The sequence below is a fragment of the Azospirillum palustre genome, assembly GCF_002573965.1.
Lineage (GTDB): Bacteria > Pseudomonadota > Alphaproteobacteria > Azospirillales > Azospirillaceae > Azospirillum > Azospirillum palustre.
In genome coordinates this window covers 1,272,880-1,292,453 of the sequence record NZ_PDKW01000043.1, presented here as the reverse complement: position 1 = coordinate 1,292,453, position 19,574 = coordinate 1,272,880, and the positions used below count along the sequence as shown (strand labels likewise).

Genomic DNA, 19,574 nt, shown 5'->3' with positions numbered 1-19,574 from the left:
TAACATTCAGTCGCCCGGCGCGTCCCGTTTCCGCTTCTCCGAAGTGGGCGGGAGCGCCGGCTTATGTCGTCGGCCTAAACTACCTCGGGGAGACAAAAAATCATGGCCCTGGACACGAAGCTCTGCACGTTCACAGGCCGCATGGTCATCGTTGGATTCGGTTCGATTGGCCAGGGTGTCTTGCCGCTGCTTCTCCGTCACATCGACGGACTTACGGCCGACCGAATCACCATCGTCACCGCCGAGGAGCGCGGGCGCGAGGAAGCGGAGCTTTACGGCGTCGCCTTCCACAACAACCCGCTCGACAACGACAATTTCTTCCAGGTTCTGAAGCCGCTGATCGACAAGGGCGATTTCCTGGTCAACCTGTCGGTCGACGTCTCGTCGCTTGCGTTGATCGAGTTCTGCCAGCGGGTCGGCGCCTTCTACACCGACACCTGCACCGAACCGTGGGCGGGCGGTTACACCGATTCCAGCCTGTCGCCGTCGCTGCGCTCCAACTATGCGCTGCGCGAATCGGCGCTGGCGCTGCGCGGCCGTTACGAGGGCGGCCCGACCGCGTTGATCACCCATGGGGCGAATCCGGGTCTGGTGTCGCATTTCGTCAAGCAGGCGCTGCTGAACATCGCCGCCGACACCGGCGTGGAAACCGATGTCCCGACCGACCGCGACGGCTGGGGACGGCTGGCGCAGAGGCTTGGCATCAAGACCATCCATGTGGCCGAGCGCGACACCCAGGTGTCGAACCAGCCCAAGCGGATCGGCGAGTTCGTCAACACCTGGTCGATCGACGGCTTCGTCAGCGAAGGCTGCCAGCCGGCCGAGCTGGGATGGGGCACGCACGAGAAGGACTTGCCGCCCGACGGGCGCCGGCACGAATTCGGCTGCGACGCCGCCATCTACCTGATGCGCCCCGGTGCTGCGACCCGCGTGCGCACCTGGACCCCGCTGGAGGGGCCGTTCCACGGCTTCCTCATCACCCACAGCGAGGCGATATCGATCTCCGACTATTTCACGGTGCGAGACGGCGACCGCGTCGTCTACCGGCCGACCTGCCACTATGCCTATCACCCCTGCGACGACGGGGTGATGTCGCTGCACGAACTGGCCGGCAAGAACTACAACATGCAGGCCGAGCAGCGGCTGATGATGCATGAGATCACCGGCGGCATGGACGAGTTGGGCGTCCTGCTGATGGGGCATCCCAAGGGCGCCTACTGGTTCGGCTCGCGGCTGGACATCGACACGGCGCGCTCGCTGGCGCCCTACAACAACGCCACCTCGATGCAGGTGACCTCCACCGTTCTCGGCGGCATCGTCTGGACGCTGGAGAACCCGAATCGGGGGCTGGTGGAACCGGACGAGGTCGACTTCCGCCGGGTGCTGGACATCGCCACCCCCTATCTCGGCGAGGTTGTCGGCGCCTATGGCGACTGGACTCCGCTGCAGGACCGCAATGTCCTGTTCCCGGAAGACATCGATGAGGACGATCCCTGGCAGTTCAAGAACTTCCGGGTGAATTGAGAGACGCTGGATGAAGCACCGCAGCCCCCGAAGCCGGTTCCGGCGCGGCGGCTGCGGCAGCGCTGCCACAGGGGGGACGGCGACACGGTGACATTGCCCGCAGAAGGGTCTTGAAACCGTTGACTTGGGCTTTCGCTTCCCCCAATCGTTCCGACATGCCCAAGCACGTCTCCCGGCGCGCCCGCGCCAAAGCTCCGACCGTCGTCAACCCCATCCTGCGCTCCGGCATTGTCGGGCTGATGGTGGCGTGTGGGGTCGCCGCCGTGGATCTGGCCCTTCCGGACTCGGCCAATGCCCAGACGCCGGCCAAGCAGGCGCTGACTCCGAAGCCGACTCCCAAGCCGGCCGACGGACCGCTTCCGGGCAGCAAGCCCGCCGCTCCGGCCGCCCAGGCCGGCGCGACCGGCACCGAATCGAAGCAGGATCCCGTCCTGCTGACGGCCGATCAGGTCACCTTCGACGAGGTGAACAGCGTCGTCACCGCCAGCGGCAATGTCGAGCTGGCCCAGGGCAAGCGCAGCGTCCACGCCGACAAGATCACCTACAACCAGAAGACCAAGGTCGTCACCGCCACCGGCAAGATCCGGCTGGTGGAGCCGTCGGGCGACATCGTCTTCGCCGATTACGCCGAGCTGACCGACGATCTGAAGGACGTGTTCATCGAGAACATCCGCGTCCTGATGACCGACAACGGCCGCATGGCCGGCAACGAGGGTGAGCGGCGCGAGGGCCGCCTGACGCGCGTCAGCCGCGGCGTCTACAGCCCTTGCGACCTGTGCAAGGAGGACCCGACCCGTCCGCCGCTGTGGCAGATCCGCGCCGTGCGCATCGTGCACGACAACGAGGAGCATGAAGTCCGCTATCGTGACGCGACGATGGAGATCTTCGGCATCCCGGTCGCCTACACGCCCTATCTGTCGCACCCCGATCCGTCGGTCGACCGCAAGAGCGGGTTCCTGACGCCGTCCTTCGGCAACAACTCCAATCTCGGCGCGATCCTCAAGACCCACTATTACTGGGACATCGCGCCGGACCAGGACGCCACCTTCGACCTGCACTACTACTCGCAGCAGGGGCCGCTGCTGGGCGGCCAGTACCGCAAGCGGTTCGAGAGCGGCCGGCTGGAGCTGGAAGGCGCCATCACCCGCGGCGACGTGGCCAACACCACCATCGTGCCGAAGGAAACGCGCACCCGTGGCTACGTCGCGGCGCGCGGCCTGTTCGACATCGACGAGACGTGGCGCGCCGGCTTCGACATCAAGCGGGCCAGCGACCCGACCTTCCTGCGGCGCTATTACGATTTCCGCGAGGATTACCTGACCAGCAAGGCCTTCGTCGAAGGCTTCCACGGCAGGAACTATGCGGCGATCACCGGCTACAGCTTCCAGGACATGCGGTACGGAAACCCTATTCCGGAGCCCGTCACCCTGCCCTATGCGCAGTACAACGCGCTGGGCGAGCCGGGCAGCCTGCTGGGTGGCCGCTGGTCGTTCGATACGAGCCTGCTGGCGGTGTCGCGCTTCAGGAATGCCGGCCCCGACACGCAGCGCGTCATGGTACAGCCGGGGTGGGAGCGCAACATCGTCTCCAACGCCGGTTTCGTGACCACCCTGTCGGGCAGCGTGCTGGTTGCCGGCTACAAGGCACAACAGTTCAACTACAACGACCCGACGGTCCGCGGCGACGACACCATCAGCCGCTTCCGCTTCTTCCCGCAGGGGCAGGCCACCGTCCGCTATCCGTTCGTCCGCTACGGCGAAAGCTCGTCCCAGCTGGTGGAGCCCATCGGCCAGTTGACCGTCGCGCCGAAGCTGCCGAATGGCCGCCTCTTCCCGAACGAAGACAGCCTGGACGTCGAGTTCGACGATGTGAACCTGCTGCAGCCCAACCGCTTCACCGGCATCGACCGGCTGGACGACGGCATGCGCTTCACCTACGGTTTGCGCGGGGCGATCTACGGCTACACCCAGGGATCGGCCAGCCTGTTCCTGGGCCAGAGCATTCGCCTGAGCGACAGCAGCGCCGGTTTCTCCGGCGATTCGGGGCTGGAGGAACGGGTTTCCGATTATGTCGGCCGCCTGGACCTGCAGCCCGCCGACTGGCTGGATGTCAATTACGGCTTCCGCGTCGATCACGAGACCCTCCGTCCGCGCCGCCATTCGCTGAATGCCTCGGCCGGCGTGCCGCTGCTGCGGCTGTCGACCTCCTACACCTATGTCGACCAGACGACCTCCCGCACCGCGGTCACCCGCAACCGCGTGGAGCAGGCGAACTTCGGCGTTTCCTCGCAGTTCACCGATCGCTGGAACATCGGCATCGCCCACACCCAGGCGATGGAGCCGCAGCCTGGTCCGCGCTCCAGCCTTGCCGTGCTGACCTATGGCGACGAATGCCTGCTGTTCCAGACCATTGCCCGGCGCGACTACACGATCAGCACCACCGGCGAGAAGGATGGCAACACCATCTTCTTCCGTCTGGTCTTTAAGAATGTCGGCGAGTTCAAGAGCCCGGGCATCAATGCCGGCTTCCTGGGCGGCGGGTCGGCCAACCAGTAATCGCGTTTCCTCCGGAAAAGACGGCGCAAACCAACGGCCAGGGGGTTGCATCCCCTGGCCGTTGCCATTAGCCATAAAGGTCCGACGAGACAGCCCGCCACGACCGAAATCATGACCCTGGGACGTTACGACTACGAAAGACGCTACCGCAAACGCATGCGGGCCGGCGCGATCAAGTTCATGCTGCTGGCGGCACTCGTGCTGGGGGTCGGGCTTTTCTCCTACCAGATGGGAATCGAGCAGCTGAAAGGCCGCGACGTGACCCTGCGCGAGGAGATCGCCACGCTGTCGCGCCAGAAGGCGGAGCTGGAACTGCTTGCCAGCCAGATGCAGCATGCCGCCCGCACCGCCGAGGCGCGCGCGGCTGAACTGGAAGGCCGCCTTCAGCGCGAGGTGCCGACCGGCGATCTCGCCAAGCTGAGCCAACTGGTGGGGGAGCGGCTGAAAAGCGGGTTGGACGCCAACCGCCTCGCCTTCGTGATCTCGCAGGCCCAGGTGCCCCGCAACTGTCAGCCGACCGACACCAAGCGCTTCACGCTGAGCACCCCGCTGCTGAAGGGCGGGGCGCGTGGCGTCACCTTCGGCAACGGAACCGTCACGGTCACCGGCGAGGGGCAATCGGCACACAACCCGCAAGGCAACGCCGAAAGCTGGTTCGATCCGGGCCAGCCGGTGACGATCCGCATCGCCGGCATGGGCGGCAAGGGCACCACGGTCAGCGGCGTTCTGCCCCTGCACCAGTCGCTGGTGGTCGACAACAGCGAATACCGCTTCACCATCGCTGCGGCCCAGCGCTCCTTCGTCGAGGTGACCGCCGACCGCTGTGCCTACCCCTGAGGCGGAACGGCGAATCCGCGCGGCGGCTCCCCCGCCGCGTGGATGTCCCACATGGTCGTGAAAGCCGATTCGATGGAGCGGGCGAACCGGTCGGTGTCGAACAGGGCAGCGGCGGCGCAGGCCTGCTCCAGCCGCAATTTCAGAGCGGCCAGCTCGGCAGGCTCCCCCGCCAGCCGCTGCGCCGTCGCCTCGTAGGCCTCCCAGTCCGCCACCGCCAATTCGGGCAGACCGGCCGCCTGCAGCAGGCTGGCGGCAACCCGCCCGGCGAAGGACCGCCCGGGGACGGTCAGCACCGGCAGCCCGGCCCACAGCGCATCGCTCGCCGTGGTGTGGGCGCCGACCGGGGCTGAATCGAGAAAAAGGTCGGCCAGACGGTGACGCGCCAGATGTGCCGGTCCCGGAAGGCGCGGGGCGAAGATCAGGCGTTCCGGCACGACACCGCGCTCCGCAGCCGCACCCCGCAGGTTGGCGGCGACCTCCGTCGGCCCGTCCAGCAGCCACAGGACCGCCCCCGGCACGCGATGCAGAATCCGGCACCAGCGACTGAACAGGTCCGGCCCGATCTTGTAGGACGCGTTGAAGGCGCAGAGGACGAATCCCTCGGCCGGCAGCCCGCAGTCGGCGCGGCTTGGCATCGGCCCGATGGCGCGGTGCCGGTCGTTCGGCTGGTAGCTGTCGGGCAGATGGACGATGCGCTCGCTGTAGAAGCGCTGGTGATCGGCCGGCGCCACCACCGGGTCGGCAATGACGTAGTCGATGGCGCTGCTGCCCAGCGTGCCCGGATAGCCGAGCCACTGCGCCTGCACCGGCGCCGGCCGATATGCGGCGATGCCCGGGCGGGCGTTTTGGGTGTGGCCTTTCAGATCGACCAGGATGTCGATGCCCGCCTCATGGATCAGCCGGGCTGCGGCCTCGTCGGTCAGGGACGACAGATCGAGTAAACGGTCGAAGCCGGCAACCAGCCGCTTGCGCAGTGGCCCGCCGTCGTCGGGGCCGTAGGAGCAGCCGATGATTTCGAAGCGGTCGCGGTCGTGCCGTTCGATCAGCTCGGCGATCAGCACCGCGGTGGCATGCTCGTGGAAATCGGCTGAGAGATAACCGATCCGCAGCTTGGCGCCGCGGTCGGTGCGTCTCGGGAAGCCGGGCCGGATGGCTCGTGTCTTCCAGCCGGAATAGCGCTCGGCACAGGCACGCTCCAGCGCCGGCCCCGCCCCTTCCCCCAGGAAGATCCAAGGATGAGCCTGCTGCGTCCGCCCTTCCCGCACCAGATCGACCAGCCGGGCGGACAATGCCCCCAGCCCAGCCCAGCGGCAGAGATGGCGGCGCTGCTGTACCAGCTGCGCCAGCACGCCGCCGGCATCGGGCAAGCCGATGCGCAGCGCACGCTCGAAACCGACGATGCTTGCCGCCGCATGCTCCGCCGGGCCGCCGCGCTGCCCGCGCTCCTTCAACGCAAGGGCAAGGTTGGCCTGTCCCTCCGCCAGATCGGGCCGCAGGCACAGACACGAACGGAAGCCGGCGGCAGCCCGGTCCAGGTCGCCGCGGTCGCGGTGCAGAGCGGCCAGGGCCAGCCGGGCCGGCACCAGCGCGTGGTCAAGCTCCAATGCCCGGCGCAGCGCTGCTTCCGCCTCGTCCAGACGGCCAAGCTCGCGCAGGAGGACACCCTGGTTGCACGGCGCCGGCGCGAAACCGGGCATCAACCGGGCGGCTTCGCCATAGGCCGCGGCGGCCTCCGCCGGACGGCCGAGCGCCTGCAGGGTGACGCCCCAATTGTAATGATTGCCGCCGAAATCGGGCAGCCAATCCAGCGCCTTGCGGTGATGCGCCTCCGCCTCGGCAAGGCGGCCCTGACGCCGCAACGCCTCGCCGAGGTTGGAGCGGGCGACCGCCTCCTCCGGCGTGCCGGCCTGCCCCAGCGTGTCGAGTGCGGCGAACAGGGCCGACAGCAACGCCGCGTCGCCCGCCTTGCCGGCAAGGCGGCGGCGCAGGTCGGCGATGGCGCCCTTGCCGCTCCCCTTTCCGACCATGGCCGGCGAGGTCACTTGCGCTGCCACTCGCCCGCGGCGGTCATCACGAACTGTCCGGCCGGGGTACGCTCGATCAACTGCTGGCCGGCAACCGCCTGAACCTTGTCCAGCGCCGTGCCGTTGCCCTTGGCGATCTCCTGATAGCGGGCCAGGCGCTGGGCATTCACCTGCTGCGCCAGCGCCTGGGCGGAGGCGGGCGCGCCGGGAACCACGCCGACCATCCCGTCCGGGCGCTCGCCCAGCTGACCGGCGGCCTTGGCGGCGGCCAGCGCATCCTGGGCCAGCGCCAGCTGCGGCATCGCGACCGCCAGCAGTCCGGCAGCCAGGGTGGAGAGGGCGAGCCGGTTGAAATGCCGGCGACCGATGGGGCTTCTCGTCATCACTTCTTCCCCTTCGTCGAAGAAGGCGCGGTGTCGGTGGGAAGACCGAACAGGGCGGGGTCGTTGCGGATCGCGTCGTCGACGTCGCGCTCCAGCTTGACCCGCACCTCCTGCTCGATCCGGACGTTCAGGTTGATCTCGATGGGCTTGTCGGGCGCCTCGATCTTCACCGTCGGGGCGCAGGCAGCAACGGCGACGGAGATCAGCAGGGCAGCCGTCAGGCCTGTATGGGAAAGTTTGGTAACCATGGTGGCGATCAGTGGTCCTTCTGGTCGGAGCCGGTCATCCGCTCCCGCACTGTGTCGGGAATCCGGTAGACGTCGAGGTTCTGGCGCAGAATCCGGTCGAGCGCGCCGGACAGCTTAAGGTTAAGCGCAACCGGATAGCCATCGTAGAATGACGGGTTGGCCCCGCGCAGGGAGAAGCCGGCGTTGAGTTCCCCGCCGGCCTGCCCGTCGATGGTGATCCGCAGGCTTTCGTAATGGAAGTCGGTCAGGGCGCCCATCAGCATGGCGGTCGGGCTGCCCTCCTCCCCCTTCAGGCCGGATGGCGGCTGGGCGGGGTCGTAACGCAGCGTTCCGGGCCCCGCCGATTCAAGGACACCGCCGTTCAACGTGACCGTATCGCCGGCAAGGACCACAGGGAGGGTACCGGCCAACTTGCCGCTCGCCTCCAGCCCATCCACGGCAATCAACTCCAGCAGCTTTGCGGCATCGATGCCGTCGGCATGCAGGGTGACCGTTCCCTTCGGCTTGTCGGGTGACAATTCGAACGGCTCGGCATGGAGCGTGCCGCCGGCCCAGCGCCACTCCGCCCGGTCGACATCGAGACGCCCGTCGCGGCCATAGCCGAACAGCAGCGTCCCGTCGGTCAGCGGAATGCCGACATCCAGCAGGCCGATGGACAGCCTCTGTCCGTCAGGGATCACCGGCGGCGACAGGCTGGACAAGGCGACCGTGCCGCTGACACCGGCAATCGTCACCGGACCGGCGCCGCCGGCCAAGCCCTTGACCACCGCCTGACCGGCGGTGGACAGGCCCTTGGGGGTCAGGGAAAGCGTCGCCTTGCCCGACAGCGTGCCGGACGCCTTCTCCAGGAAGGTCGCACCCAACGGCGAGACGGCGGCGAGACCGGGCCCTTTCTCGGCCAAATGGATCGGCTTCGCCACCGCCTCCAGCCGTCCGGTGCCGGCGGTCTGGTCATAGGTGCCGTTCAGACTGACCGCGAGAAGACCGTTTGCGCCCTTGGCGGTGCCGTCGATGGCCCATGGACCTTCCCCCGCCTGAACTGCCTGCATGGTGACGGCCAGCGGCACGACGGGCGCCGGCTTGGCTGTGTTGGTCAACCGCGCGACGGTGGCATCCGCCCGCCGTCCGGTGCCGTCCTGCCCCAGCCGCAGCACGACCTGTTCGGCCCGCAGACCGCTCGTCGGCATGTCGAGCCGCGACGCCTGCAATTCTGCCGCGACGGTCATGGCGTCGGGCGCCCAGCGCAGAAGCTCACCCTTCTGTATGGCGCACAGTGTCGCTCCCTGCAGCAGGTCGAAACGCTGGCCGGAAACCGTCAGACCTTCCGCCTTGGCCTGCAGGCACCCGTCGGGGGTGACGGTCACGGCGCCGCCATCCGTCCCGACCACCAGCGCACCGGACAGGATCAGCCGTCCCGACATCGGCAAATCCAGCGCCTTGGCCGCTGCTTCGAGCTGGCCGCTGTCGCCGGTGATTTCCAGCCGCAGCCCCTGCCACCCGTCGGCGATGCGCAGTCCGGTGACGGTCACCGCGGCACCGGTGAAGCCGGTCCCGCGCAGCATTTCGGTCGCGGTGGCGCCGATCAGCGCCGGTCCGGCCAGGATCACCCCGCCCAGCCCGACGACCCCAAGCGTCACCGCCACCGCCGCCGTCCCCGCTATCGCCCGCCCCAGCCTCACTGCTCCTGCCCCTTCCCGTCGGATCGTCAGGACCGGCATGCCACGTCCACGCCCGGATGAACACCCGGACGAGCGGCCGTCATCCGTGACCTTTGGCGGATCTTTCGGGTGGCAGGCCGACCGGCGGGCGGGCCGATTGGCCGACCGGTCGAACTCCCCGCCAGCGCGGCTTTGCATTCCGCCGCTTTTCCCCTATGGTCCGGGGCGCGGATTTCGGCTCATCGGAGTGTTTCGCATGAAGCGGTGGACCCGCGCATTGCTGGCGGCACTGTTCGCCACAATCTTCACTGTCTCGTTCTTTACAGTTTCTCAAGGGGAGGCGAAGGCCTTGGATCCGGAAAACACCATTTACCTCGACCTCAAGGACGGTCGCGTGGTGATCGAACTGCGGCCCGACCTGGCGCCGAACCACGTCGCCCGCATCAAGGAACTGACCCGCCAGGGCTTCTACGACGGCGTCGTCTTCCACCGCGTCATCGACGGCTTCATGGCCCAGACCGGCGACCCGACCGGCACCGGCATGGGCGGCTCCGGCCAGAAGCTGAAGGCCGAGTTCTCCAGCACCCCGCACATCCGCGGCACCCTGTCGATGGCCCGCGCGCAGGATCCGAACAGCGCCGACAGCCAGTTCTTCATCTGCTTCGCCCCGTCCCAGTTCCTGGACCGCCAGTACACCGTCTGGGGCCGCGTGGTCGAGGGCATGGAGTTCGTCGACATGATCAAGAAGGGCGATCAGGCCCGCAACGGTCAGGTCTCGAACCCGGACAAGATCATCAAGATGCAGGTCGCTGCCGACGCGAAGTAACGTCGCCGCATCAGCCGACCGAAAAAAAGGGACCGGTTCGCCGGTCCCTTTTTTCTTGCACGCTGATTCCGAACTCAGATTCCGGCTTCAGCCGCCGGACAGCGCGTTGGTCATGGCCCGCAGCAGGTCCTTCATCGATTGCGGCCGGTCCTGCCAGCGCATGGACAGCCCCGACAAAAGCACCTTCTCGAATCCGGGCGCCAGCGCCACCCCCAGTTCCGACGGCTTCGGCACCTTGTCGTTCATGAAACGGGCGGTGGCGTCGGGCGGCGTACGGCCGGTCAGCGCCAGATAGATGGTGGCGCAAAGCGCATAGACATCGGACCAGGGGCCTTGCCGCCCCTCGTTGGAATATTGCTCCGGCGGGGCATAGCCCGGCTTGAGGATCACGGTCATGCCGGCCCCCGGACGGGCGGTCTGCCGCGCGGCACCGAAGTCCAGCAGCTTGCGGTCGCCGCCATTGGTCAGGAAGATGTTGTCAGGGCTGATGTCGCGATGGATCAGCCCCTGGTCGTGGATGGCCTGCAAGGCCTTGGCAATCGGCATCACCACGGCCAGGGTCCGCTTCACGTCGATGCGTCCGCCGCTGTCGACCAGATACTTCTTCATGGTGCGGCCCTCCAGCAGCTCCATGACCAGATAGGCGGTGCCGTTCTCCTCGAAGAAATCCTGGACGCCGACGATCTCGCGCACGTCGCGCAGCCGGGCGAGCGTCCGCGCCTCTTCCAGAAACTTCTCCAGGCCGGCGGCGAAGGTCTCCGCATGTTCGTCGGAGAAGGGGGAAACGGCGGCAGAGTTGGGAATCCGGGCGATCAGGTTGGCCGGGTAATATTCCTTGATCGCCACCTTCACCTGCAACCGGTCGTCCCAGCCCAGATAGGTGGCGCCGAATCCGCCCTGCCCCAGCACCCTCCCGGCCCGGTAGCGGCCATGCAGCAACATGCCGGGCACAAGATGCACGCCCGGCCGGTTGTCGGACTTTTCAGGGAAACCACAGGCGGCACAGGTGCCGGCGCTCCCCTGGGCGCCTCTTTGAGCGGTCCCTTGGGTGGTGTAGCAGCTTGGACACAGGCCGGGTTTCACCCCGGAAGCCGGCTTCGACGATGGCGCTCCTGCCGGCTGGCGGCTGACCGGATGAAGGATGGTCTCGGCACCGCGCATGCCTTTCGGCGGAAGACCCTGCGGCGAAGGCCCCTGGGGCGAAAGCTGCGCCACCTCCAAGGTGGGCTGCACGGCTGCCTGGGAAACGAGGGCAGCGGAAACGCCGGCTGGGAAAACAGGCGGCAGAACGGGCGGGGGGGCTGGTGCCGTCGCCAACTGGCGCAGCCGATCCAGCAGTTCCAACAGACGCCGGACCTCGGCCTGGGCGACCTCGCTCTCCGGCTGGGCAAGCTCGGCCTGGAACTGCGGTTGGCGGACGATCTCAAGGATGTGCTGGCGCATCAGCGGCAGCGCCCCATCCTCGCGGATCAGACTGGAGCAGGCGACCTCCGCCAGCCGGACGGTGCGGCGGCGCAGGACCGGCTCCACCTGCCGCAGGCGGACGGCGAGCTGGCCGGTCTTCACATAATCGTCCACCGACCGTTCGGCTTTCGCGGCGATCCGCTCGCAGGCGTCGGCCGGCAGCGGAGCGGAGCGGAGGGCCGCCAGCGCGCGGACGAAATCCCGCTCCAGCAGAGCCGTGTCGGGCGTCTGCACCAGCATGTTCTCGATCAGCAGCTCGTTGCAGACGGCAGCCTCCAGCGAGGCGAGGATCTCGTCGGCATGCCGTTCGGCGGCGGGGGCCGCAGCGACGCGGGTCAGGTAATGGATGCGACAGATCAGGTCCGACTGCCCCTCGCCAAGCCCGACGATCGACCGGCGATAGGCGCTGGCTCCCCCCTGCTCCAGCCGGCGCGAATAGCGCACGGTCAATGCATCGGCCATTGCGGCACCGCCGATCAACCCGTCGCGGGTCAGCAGATGGCCGACCAGCGTCTTCAGCATCTCCGCTTCCTGATCGAAGGCGCCACGGCCCAGCGGCTGGGGCGCCTTCAACTGGCGGCGGATGCGGTCGAGCACCGCGGCCTTGGCCTGGGGAAGCTTGTTCTGGCGGAACAGGGCGTTCAGCACACCGACGCGGTTCGGTCCGATGGCCTCCATGCCGATCCGGCCGAACAGCAGGTCGCACAGGGTTCCCAGCAGCGTGCCGGGCAACAGGTTGGCGCCGAACAGCTCCGCACCTGCCGCGGAAGAGGCCAGGATGTCGCCGATCACCCCATCGACGGCCGCGGCCAGCCGTTCGTCCCGATCCCGCTGGTGCAGTTCCAGCAGCCGGTCCAGCTTGCCGTTCCAGGTCTTGAGGTCGACAAGCTCCAGGCCGATGGCGACGCGCAGGTCGTAATCCGCATCGCCGGTCGGTGTCTTGCTCCCCTGCGACAGCAGCCAGTCGACGGAGGTGCGGCCGCGCGGCATGGCGGCGAAGGCAACCTGGGCGACCCTGGCCTTTGCCCAGCTCTCGTCCACCGCTGCGCGGATGGCGCGGCGGCGAAGCTGAAGATCCTGCCCCGGCGCGCGTGCCTGGATCGTCGCGATCCTGGTGATGGCCGCCTCGACCAGGGAGCCTTGCTCCAGGCAGGATTTCAGCGGCTTGGCGAGATGGATCAGCTCGGTCGGCGTCAGAAGCAGCGGGTCCAGATACGACCGCATCGCCACCCCGATCACCAGACGCGCCGGCAGCGCATGGTAATCCGCCAGCGCGCCGCACAGCTCCGTCTCATCGAGCATAGCCATGGCCGGATGGGGTGTCGGTGTTGCGCGGCTGAGCTGGGGACTGGACACTCAGGGTCTTTCCATCGGATGGCGGATGGTGCAGCCGGGGCGCAACAAAGGCGCCGCGCCTGCGTTGTCGATCGAGCCGGCGTGACGCACCGGGCAGGGCACGCCGCCGGACCATACCGCCGGAGAAGCATGGTTGCGCAGCGAGGGTAAATGACGGGTGTACGATACCCGCATTTTTCATCAAAAACACAAGAGTTGTGTCAGCATTGCGCCATGCCGCCTGTTGACTGCGGGGCCCGTTCCCTTCGCTCTTCGCATGTGCGATAAAAAATCGGAACGCTGACGATGGGAGAAACGCATGATCCGGAACGGCACCATCATCGCGTTGCGACACGGGCCGATGACCCTCACGGCGGCCCCCCACTGCGGTGGCTCGCTGGCGAGTTGGAGTCTGTCCACCCCCGATGGTCCGGTGGAGCTGTTCCGGCGGGCGTCCGACCGGGCGCTGGCCGGCGATTTCGCCCCCGACATGGCCTGTTTTCCCCTGGTTCCCTTTTCCAACCGCATCGGCGGCGGCCGCTTCGTCTTCCAGGGCCGGGAGGTGAGATTGGCGACCGATCCAGGATCGCCGCACCGCATCCACGGCCATGGCTGGTCCATCCCCTGGAGCGTCGAGGCTGTGACCGACGATGCCTTGCGGATGGGCTTCACCCACAGGGCGGACGATTGGCCCTGGAGCTATCGCGCGGCGCAGACGGTGGCGCTGGACGGCGAAGGGCTGACCGTCACCCTGGACCTCATCAACGAGGCCGACAGCGACATGCCGGCCGGATTGGGCCTACACCCCTATTTCGTCAAGACGCCGGGCAGCCGGGTGACTGCCGATGTCGGCAGCATGTGGGAGAATGACGAGACCATCCTGCCCTGCCGCAAGCGCCCGCTGCCCCCGGCCTGGGATTTCCGCCACGGCGTGACGATGGACCGTGTGGCGCTGGACAATGGCTTCACCGGCTGGAACGGTTCGGCGACGCTCGACCGTCCGCAGGAGCGGCTGCGCCTGACCATGCTCGCCGACGGGCCGGCCGCTCACCTGATCGTCTATGCGCCGGCGGAAGAGCCATACCTGTGCCTGGAGCCGGTCACCCACATGACCGACGCGCTGAATCGCCCGCAGGAGCCCGACGCCGGCGTCATCGCCCTGCCCCCGGGCGAACGGCTGTCCTTGACCGTCCGCTTCCTGCTGTCGCGGCTTTAGCGGCAGCGCACGAATTCAGCGGCGAAGGTCGCCGGCGGCTGCAGGCGCAGAACCAGCCGGTCGAGGCGCGGCGAATCGGCCGGCAACAGCCGCAGGGTCGCCAGGGGAGCCGGTGTGCCTTCCGCCGGACCGGCGGGCAGCAGCGCCACCCCCCGGAGCGGATCGCCGTCGGCCGCCAGCGTGCCGTTCAGCGGAAACTGCGGCAGCCGAGCATCCACCGCGTGCAGGCCGCGGTCTGCCCCGATCTCCAGATAGGAGCTGCGGCAATCGTCGATGGCGGCGCGGTCGGTCGGATCGGCCTTGGCCCAGCGGCCGGCGAGTGTCGACAGCGCCACCTTGCGGCTGAACGCGGGGATATGCGGCTCGGGCGCGTCGAACCGGCGGGCGGCGGCACCGGTGACGGACAGCGGCAGGTCGGCGACCGGATGCGAGCGCGCCTGACGCTCCGTCTCCAGCGCGGCCGTGCGCTGGCGAAGAACGCGCAACAGACAATCGCTGCGGGTCTTGCTGGCCTTCGAGTCGGCAAGATCGGCCGCGGTCACCTGACAGGCCTCGTCCCGGCGTGCCCGCCAGACGGTCTGGGCATCCGCAATCGCCGCACGCCCGGTGTCGTCGGTGGTGGTCCCCAGCGCCGCCAGCGCGGCATCCATCGCCGCATTGGCTTCCGAAAGCTTCGGATCGCGGCACATCAGCTGCGCCACCGGGGTCTCCGCCGCTTCGCAGGCGGGCGCAGCCGGAGCCGCCGCTTCGGGCGACGGGGTATCCGCCGAAGCCGAAAGGGCGGGGACCGCGGTCATGACCGAGAGCAGGGAGCCGGCAGCAAGAAAACCGCCAACCAGGGACAGGGCGCGCATCGCAGGAAACCTTGGATGGGGAAACGGGACGTCACGAAGCGGGGAAAGCCTCCAGCACGGCCTTGACCTGACGCTGGAAATCCTGGTCGGTGCGATAGCGCGTCACGACCGACTTGTCACGCTCCACGAAAAACAGCATGTCGTCGCGGCTGGGCAGCATGCGCGGGTTGGGCTTGTCCAGCAGTTCGCCATTCCAGTCGACACGGGCCATGAAATAGACGGCTCGGGCGAACAGCATGAACAGTTTGTTGTCGGGCGCCAGCTTTTCCCGCCGGAGCAGAGCGAAATAGTAATAATTGCGGCCGTGGAAATAGCTGGTGTGGATGGCTTGCAACGCGGCGAAGCGCTCGTCGGGACTGTTGACCTTCTTGATCTGCTTTTCCAGCCGGAATCCGGCGAAAAAATACTCCCGCGCCTCATGCTCGAAGGAGAAGGGACTGCCTTTGACCAGCGCCATCTGCTCACCGTAGCGCTTCAACGCACGGGTCATCAGCAACTCAAGAAAACGCCGTTCCGCCGCGTGAGTGTCGGGGATGTTCGGCAGCATCTCGAACACGTGGCGCAGGTGATAGGGATGGCGCACGACGACGACGGGAACCGACAGCTTCTTGCTCTTTGCCGGCGCCCGTTTCTCCGCAACCAGCGTGACGGCCGGCGACAGCGACGCGATCGTCGCCTGGATGGTGTCGTACAGTTTCCAGCGCAGGCGGGTCTCCGCCGACTGGCTTCCCAGATTCATCCGGGCAAGAAACCGCTTCACCCGGCTGCCGAAGGTCTCTTTCGGCAGCTTGTGCGTCGGCAGGTTGGGCACCACCAGCGGGTTGCCGAGGATGTCGGCCGGAGGCGGCAGCGGCTTGAAATTGAAATATTTCCCGGTGACGACGCCCCGTCCGGCGCCGCCCGGACCCGCGTCGCCCACACCGCCGGAACCCCGGTTGCCGCCCGCTGATGAAAAAGCCGCCACCGACACCATCCAGACGCGAATCACCGCCGCAACGCCAGCCCGTTCGCTTAGGATATAAAGGGTAACGCGAACGGAAGAAAGCCGCAGCGCGCGTCACAGGCAACTTCGTGACTTTTTCGCAACTGCGGTAGGATCGGCGCCGGGGCACCCTGTCGGGGCGGATTTATCGGTGTTACCGTTGCGGCGGCGACCCTGGACCAAACCATGGCGCGAACATCATCGAACAGGTATGAGGCGGGGTTTTCAATGGCGATCCACGTCGCGCTGAACCACAAGACGATCTATCGCTACGACCGGCCGGTCTCCCTCGGCCCCCAGATCATCCGGCTGCGCCCGGCGCCCCATTGCCGGACACCGATCCTCAGCTATTCCCTGAAGGTCACGCCCAAGCAGCATTTCCTGAACTGGCAGCAGGACCCGCAATCGAATTTCCAGGCCCGATTCGTTTTCCCGGAAAAGACCCGCGAGTTCGTCGTCGAGGTCGATCTGGTCGCCGAGATCGCCGCGATCAACCCGTTCGACTTCTTCCTTGAGGAGAAGGCGAGCCACATCCCCTTCGCCTACGAGGACTGGCTGCAACGCGAGTTGCGCCCCTATCTGGAGACGGAGGAGCCGGGTCGGGAACTGGTCGCCTACCTGACGGACATCCCGCGGGACAGGACGCCGACCATCGACTTCCTGGTGGCGGTGAACCAGCGGCTTCAGCAGGACATCGGCTATGTCATCCGGCTGGAACCCGGCATCCAGAGCTGTGAGGACACGCTGACCAAGCGCACCGGATCCTGCCGCGATTCGGCCTGGCTGCTGGTGCAGATCCTGCGTCACCTCGGGCTCGCCACCCGTTTCGTCTCCGGCTACCTGATCCAGTTGACCGCCGACCAGAAGGCGCTGGACGGCCCGTCCGGCCCGGAAAGCGACTTCACCGACCTGCATGCCTGGGTGGAGGTGTTCCTCCCCGGTGCCGGCTGGGTCGGGCTGGATCCGACCTCCGGCCTGCTGGCGGGCGAAGGGCACATCCCGCTGGCCTGCACCCCCGATGCGTCTTCCGCCGCTCCCATTTCCGGCCTCGTCGATGAGGCGGAGGTCGAATTCGGCCATGAGATGTCGGTCACCCGCATCTATGAGGCGCCGCGCGTCACCAAGCCCTACACCCCGCAGCAATGGGCGGCCATCGAGGCGCTGGGCCACCGCGTCGACGAGGATCTGAAGGCCGAGGATGTCCGCCTGACCATGGGGGGCGAGCCGACCTTCGTGTCGATCGACGACATGGACGGCGCGGAATGGAACACGACGGCCCTCGGTCCGCAAAAGCGCAAGATGGCCGCCGACCTGATCCATCGGCTGATGGCGCGCTTCGCCCCCGGGGGGCTGCTGCATTTCGGCCAGGGCAAATGGTATCCCGGCGAGTCGCTGCCGCGCTGGGCGATGACCGTCTATTGGCGCCGCGATGGCGGGGCGCTGTGGGCGAACAGCGACCTGCTGGCGCGCGAGGACACCGATTACGGCCATACGGCGCAGGATGCCGGCGTCTTCCTGATGGCGCTGGCGAAGCGGCTGGGCCTCGACCCGAACCTCGTGCTCGGCGCCTATGAGGATCCCTGGCACTACCTGCGCAAGGAATCGCAGCTCCCCGTCAATGTCGATCCGCTGAACAGCAAGCTGGAGGACAAGGAGGAGCGGGAACGGCTGACCCGCATCTTCACCCGCGGCCTGGCGGAGCCGGTGGGCTTCGTCATGCCGATCAACCGCCGCATGACCCAGCAGGGCCCGGTCTGGCTATCGAGCACATGGCCGCTGCGCCAGGAAAAGCTGCTGCTGATCCCCGGCGACAGCCCGGTCGGCTACCGCCTGCCGCTGGGGTCCCTGCCCTGGGTGTCGAAGTCCGACTATCCCTATGCCTGGGAAACCGACCCGTTCGAGGATCGCGGCCCCTTGCCCCCGCATCCGGTGCAGCGCCGGCAGGAGATCCGCGGCGCCGTTCAGGAATCCGACCGTGGCGTCCACACGGACAAGCGGATCGCCCAACGCCAGCGCATCATGGCGGAAATCCGCGACGAACTGCCGGAGGACGGCAAGTCGGCCTGGTGGGTGGTGCGCACCGCCCTGAGCTGCGAGGCGCGCAACGGGCGCCTGCACCTGTTCATGCCGCCGATGAGCACGCTGGAAGACTATCTGGCGATGCTGGCGGAGATCGAGGCGACGGCGGTCGAGCTTGAGATGCCGGTGGTCATCGAGGGCTACCAGCCGCCGAAGGACCCGCGGCTGAACTCGCTGGCCGTCACCCCGGACCCCGGCGTGATCGAGGTGAACATCCACCCGGCCCACAGCTGGGACGATCTGGTGCGCAACACCATCACCCTCTACGAGGATGCGCGCCAGTCCCGCCTGGGGGCGGAGAAGTTCATGATCGACGGGCGCCATTGCGGCACCGGCGGCGGCAACCATGTGGTGATGGGCGGCGCCACCGCGGCCGACAGCCCCTTCCTGCGCCGCCCCGACCTGCTGCGCAGCCTGATCACCTACTGGCAGAACCACCCTGCCCTGTCCTACGTCTTCTCCGGCCTGTTCATCGGCCCGACCAGCCAGGCGCCGCGGGTGGACGAGGCGCGCGACGACCAGCTCTATGAGCTGGAAATCGCCTTCAACCAGATCGATCAGGCGGCGGCGAGCGGCAATTGCCCGCCCTGGCTGGTCGACCGGGTGCTGCGCAACCTGCTGGTCGACGTGCAGGGCAACACCCACCGGGCGGAGTTCTGCATCGACAAGCTCTATTCGCCGGACAGCTCCACCGGCCGCCTCGGCCTTGTCGAGTTCCGCGCCTTCGAGATGCCGCCGCATGCGGAGATGAGCCTGACCCAGCAGCTTCTGATGCGGGCGCTGGTCGCGCGCTTCTGGAAGCATCCCTACAAAGGCCGTCTGGTGCGCTGGGGCACCGACCTGCACGACCGCTTCATGCTGCCGCACTTCCTCCAGCAGGACATGGCCGACGTGTTGCAGGATCTGCGCGACCATGGCTATCCGCTGGAGGACAGCTGGTTCGCGCCGCACTTCAACTTCCGCTTCCCGGTCTACGGCCATGTCAACCAGCGCGGCATCACCATGGAACTGCGCATGGCGCTGGAACCCTGGCACGTCCTGGGCGAGGAGCCGGGCGGCGGCGGTACGGTGCGCTATGTCGACAGCTCGGTGGAGCGGGTGCAGGTCCGCGTCAGCGGCCTGATCGACGCCCGCCATGTCATCACCTGCAAAGGCCGGCGTGTGCCGCTGATCCCGACCGGGGTGGAGGGCGAGTTCGTCGGCGGCGTGCGGTACCGTGCGTGGCAGCCCCCCTCCTGCCTGCATCCGACGATCCCAGTCCACACCCCGCTGATCTTCGACATCCTGGACAGCTGGGCGGGCCGGTCCATCGGCGGCTGCACCTATCACGTCATGCATCCGGGCGGACGCAACTACGAGACCTTCCCGGTCAATGCCAACGAGGCGGAAGGGCGCCGTCTGGCCCGCTTCTTCCCCTTCGGCCACACCCCCGGCCCGATGGACAGCCCGGCGGAGGAGCGCAACCCGCAATTCCCGATGACGCTGGATCTGCGGCGGGGCTGAGTCCCGACGGCGTCGGATCGGTCCGCAATTTCCGGCAAGCCGGAGCGTCGCCTTGCGCGGCGCTCCGGTTTTTTCGTTTCAGGACA

13 protein-coding genes are annotated in these 19,574 nt (G+C 67.5%); 6 read left to right on the top strand and 7 right to left on the bottom strand.

Translation table 11 applies throughout. The features are described from left to right. The first annotated feature begins 102 nt into the window (after positions 1–102). The 3 genes from CRT60_RS28415 (at position 103) to CRT60_RS28405 (ending at position 4,916) form a co-directional block, all read left to right on the top strand. Positions 103–1,524, top strand: a complete 1,422-nt coding sequence (locus CRT60_RS28415) for a homospermidine synthase (protein ID WP_098739819.1) — start codon at positions 103–105, stop codon at positions 1,522–1,524. A gap of 155 nt (positions 1,525–1,679) precedes the next feature. Beyond that, the gene (locus CRT60_RS28410; protein WP_098739818.1) at positions 1,680–4,079 is read left to right on the top strand and encodes an LPS-assembly protein LptD; all 2,400 of its coding nucleotides are present in this window, start codon (positions 1,680–1,682) and stop codon (positions 4,077–4,079) included. 111 nt (positions 4,080–4,190) lie between these two features. Then, positions 4,191–4,916 carry a hypothetical protein gene (locus tag CRT60_RS28405; protein ID WP_098739817.1) on the top strand — a complete coding sequence of 242 codons (726 nt, stop codon included), beginning with the start codon at positions 4,191–4,193 and terminating at the stop codon, positions 4,914–4,916. Here CRT60_RS28405 and CRT60_RS37610 read toward each other — a convergent pair. The 4 genes from CRT60_RS37610 to CRT60_RS28385 are packed head-to-tail and all read right to left on the bottom strand — an operon-like array spanning position 4,907 to position 9,289. Then, a complete protein-coding gene (locus CRT60_RS37610; RefSeq protein WP_098741073.1) occupies positions 4,907–6,943 on the bottom strand; it encodes an O-linked N-acetylglucosamine transferase, SPINDLY family protein in 2,037 nt (678 codons plus the stop codon). The two genes, CRT60_RS28405 and CRT60_RS37610, sit on opposite strands and share 10 nt — an antisense overlap. 11 nt (positions 6,944–6,954) lie before the next feature. After that, positions 6,955–7,323, bottom strand: a complete 369-nt coding sequence (locus tag CRT60_RS28395; protein WP_098739816.1) for a YdbL family probable chaperone protein — start codon at positions 7,321–7,323, stop codon at positions 6,955–6,957. Beyond that, positions 7,323–7,571 (bottom strand): YnbE family lipoprotein, encoded by a 249-nt coding sequence (locus CRT60_RS28390; protein WP_098739815.1) that lies wholly within the window; start codon positions 7,569–7,571, stop codon positions 7,323–7,325. The genes CRT60_RS28395 and CRT60_RS28390 overlap by 1 nt, the downstream gene beginning before the upstream one ends. Before the next feature lie 8 nt (positions 7,572–7,579). Beyond that, entirely contained in the window at positions 7,580–9,289 is a 1,710-nt protein-coding gene (locus CRT60_RS28385) for an intermembrane phospholipid transport YdbH family protein (protein WP_244592817.1), read from the bottom strand. 196 nt (positions 9,290–9,485) lie between these two features. Between CRT60_RS28385 and CRT60_RS28380 the strand changes: the two genes are divergently transcribed. Beyond that, positions 9,486–10,055 (top strand): peptidylprolyl isomerase, encoded by a 570-nt coding sequence (locus CRT60_RS28380; protein ID WP_098739813.1) that lies wholly within the window; start codon positions 9,486–9,488, stop codon positions 10,053–10,055. A gap of 87 nt (positions 10,056–10,142) precedes the next feature. On the opposite strand, the gene CRT60_RS28375 is transcribed toward CRT60_RS28380, so the two are convergent. Beyond that, entirely contained in the window at positions 10,143–12,827 is a 2,685-nt protein-coding gene (locus tag CRT60_RS28375) for a serine/threonine-protein kinase (protein ID WP_098739812.1), read from the bottom strand. 346 nt (positions 12,828–13,173) lie between these two features. Between CRT60_RS28375 and CRT60_RS28370 the strand changes: the two genes are divergently transcribed. Continuing rightward, on the top strand, positions 13,174–14,070 hold the full coding sequence (locus CRT60_RS28370) for an aldose 1-epimerase (RefSeq protein ID WP_098739811.1): 897 nt from the start codon (positions 13,174–13,176) through the stop codon (positions 14,068–14,070). On the opposite strand, the gene CRT60_RS28365 is transcribed toward CRT60_RS28370, so the two are convergent. Beyond that, a complete protein-coding gene (locus CRT60_RS28365) occupies positions 14,067–14,924 on the bottom strand; it encodes a lysozyme inhibitor LprI family protein (protein ID WP_098739810.1) in 858 nt (285 codons plus the stop codon). The two genes, CRT60_RS28370 and CRT60_RS28365, sit on opposite strands and share 4 nt — an antisense overlap. Before the next feature lie 31 nt (positions 14,925–14,955). After that, complete coding sequence (locus CRT60_RS28360) at positions 14,956–15,843, bottom strand: hypothetical protein (RefSeq protein ID WP_244592816.1); 888 nt, start codon at positions 15,841–15,843, stop codon at positions 14,956–14,958. Between the two features lie 291 nt (positions 15,844–16,134). Here CRT60_RS28360 and CRT60_RS28355 point away from each other — a divergent pair, with 291 nt between their 5' ends. Then, positions 16,135–19,488, top strand: a complete 3,354-nt coding sequence (locus tag CRT60_RS28355) for a transglutaminase family protein (RefSeq protein ID WP_098739809.1) — start codon at positions 16,135–16,137, stop codon at positions 19,486–19,488. Positions 19,489–19,574: the final 86 nt, after the last annotated feature.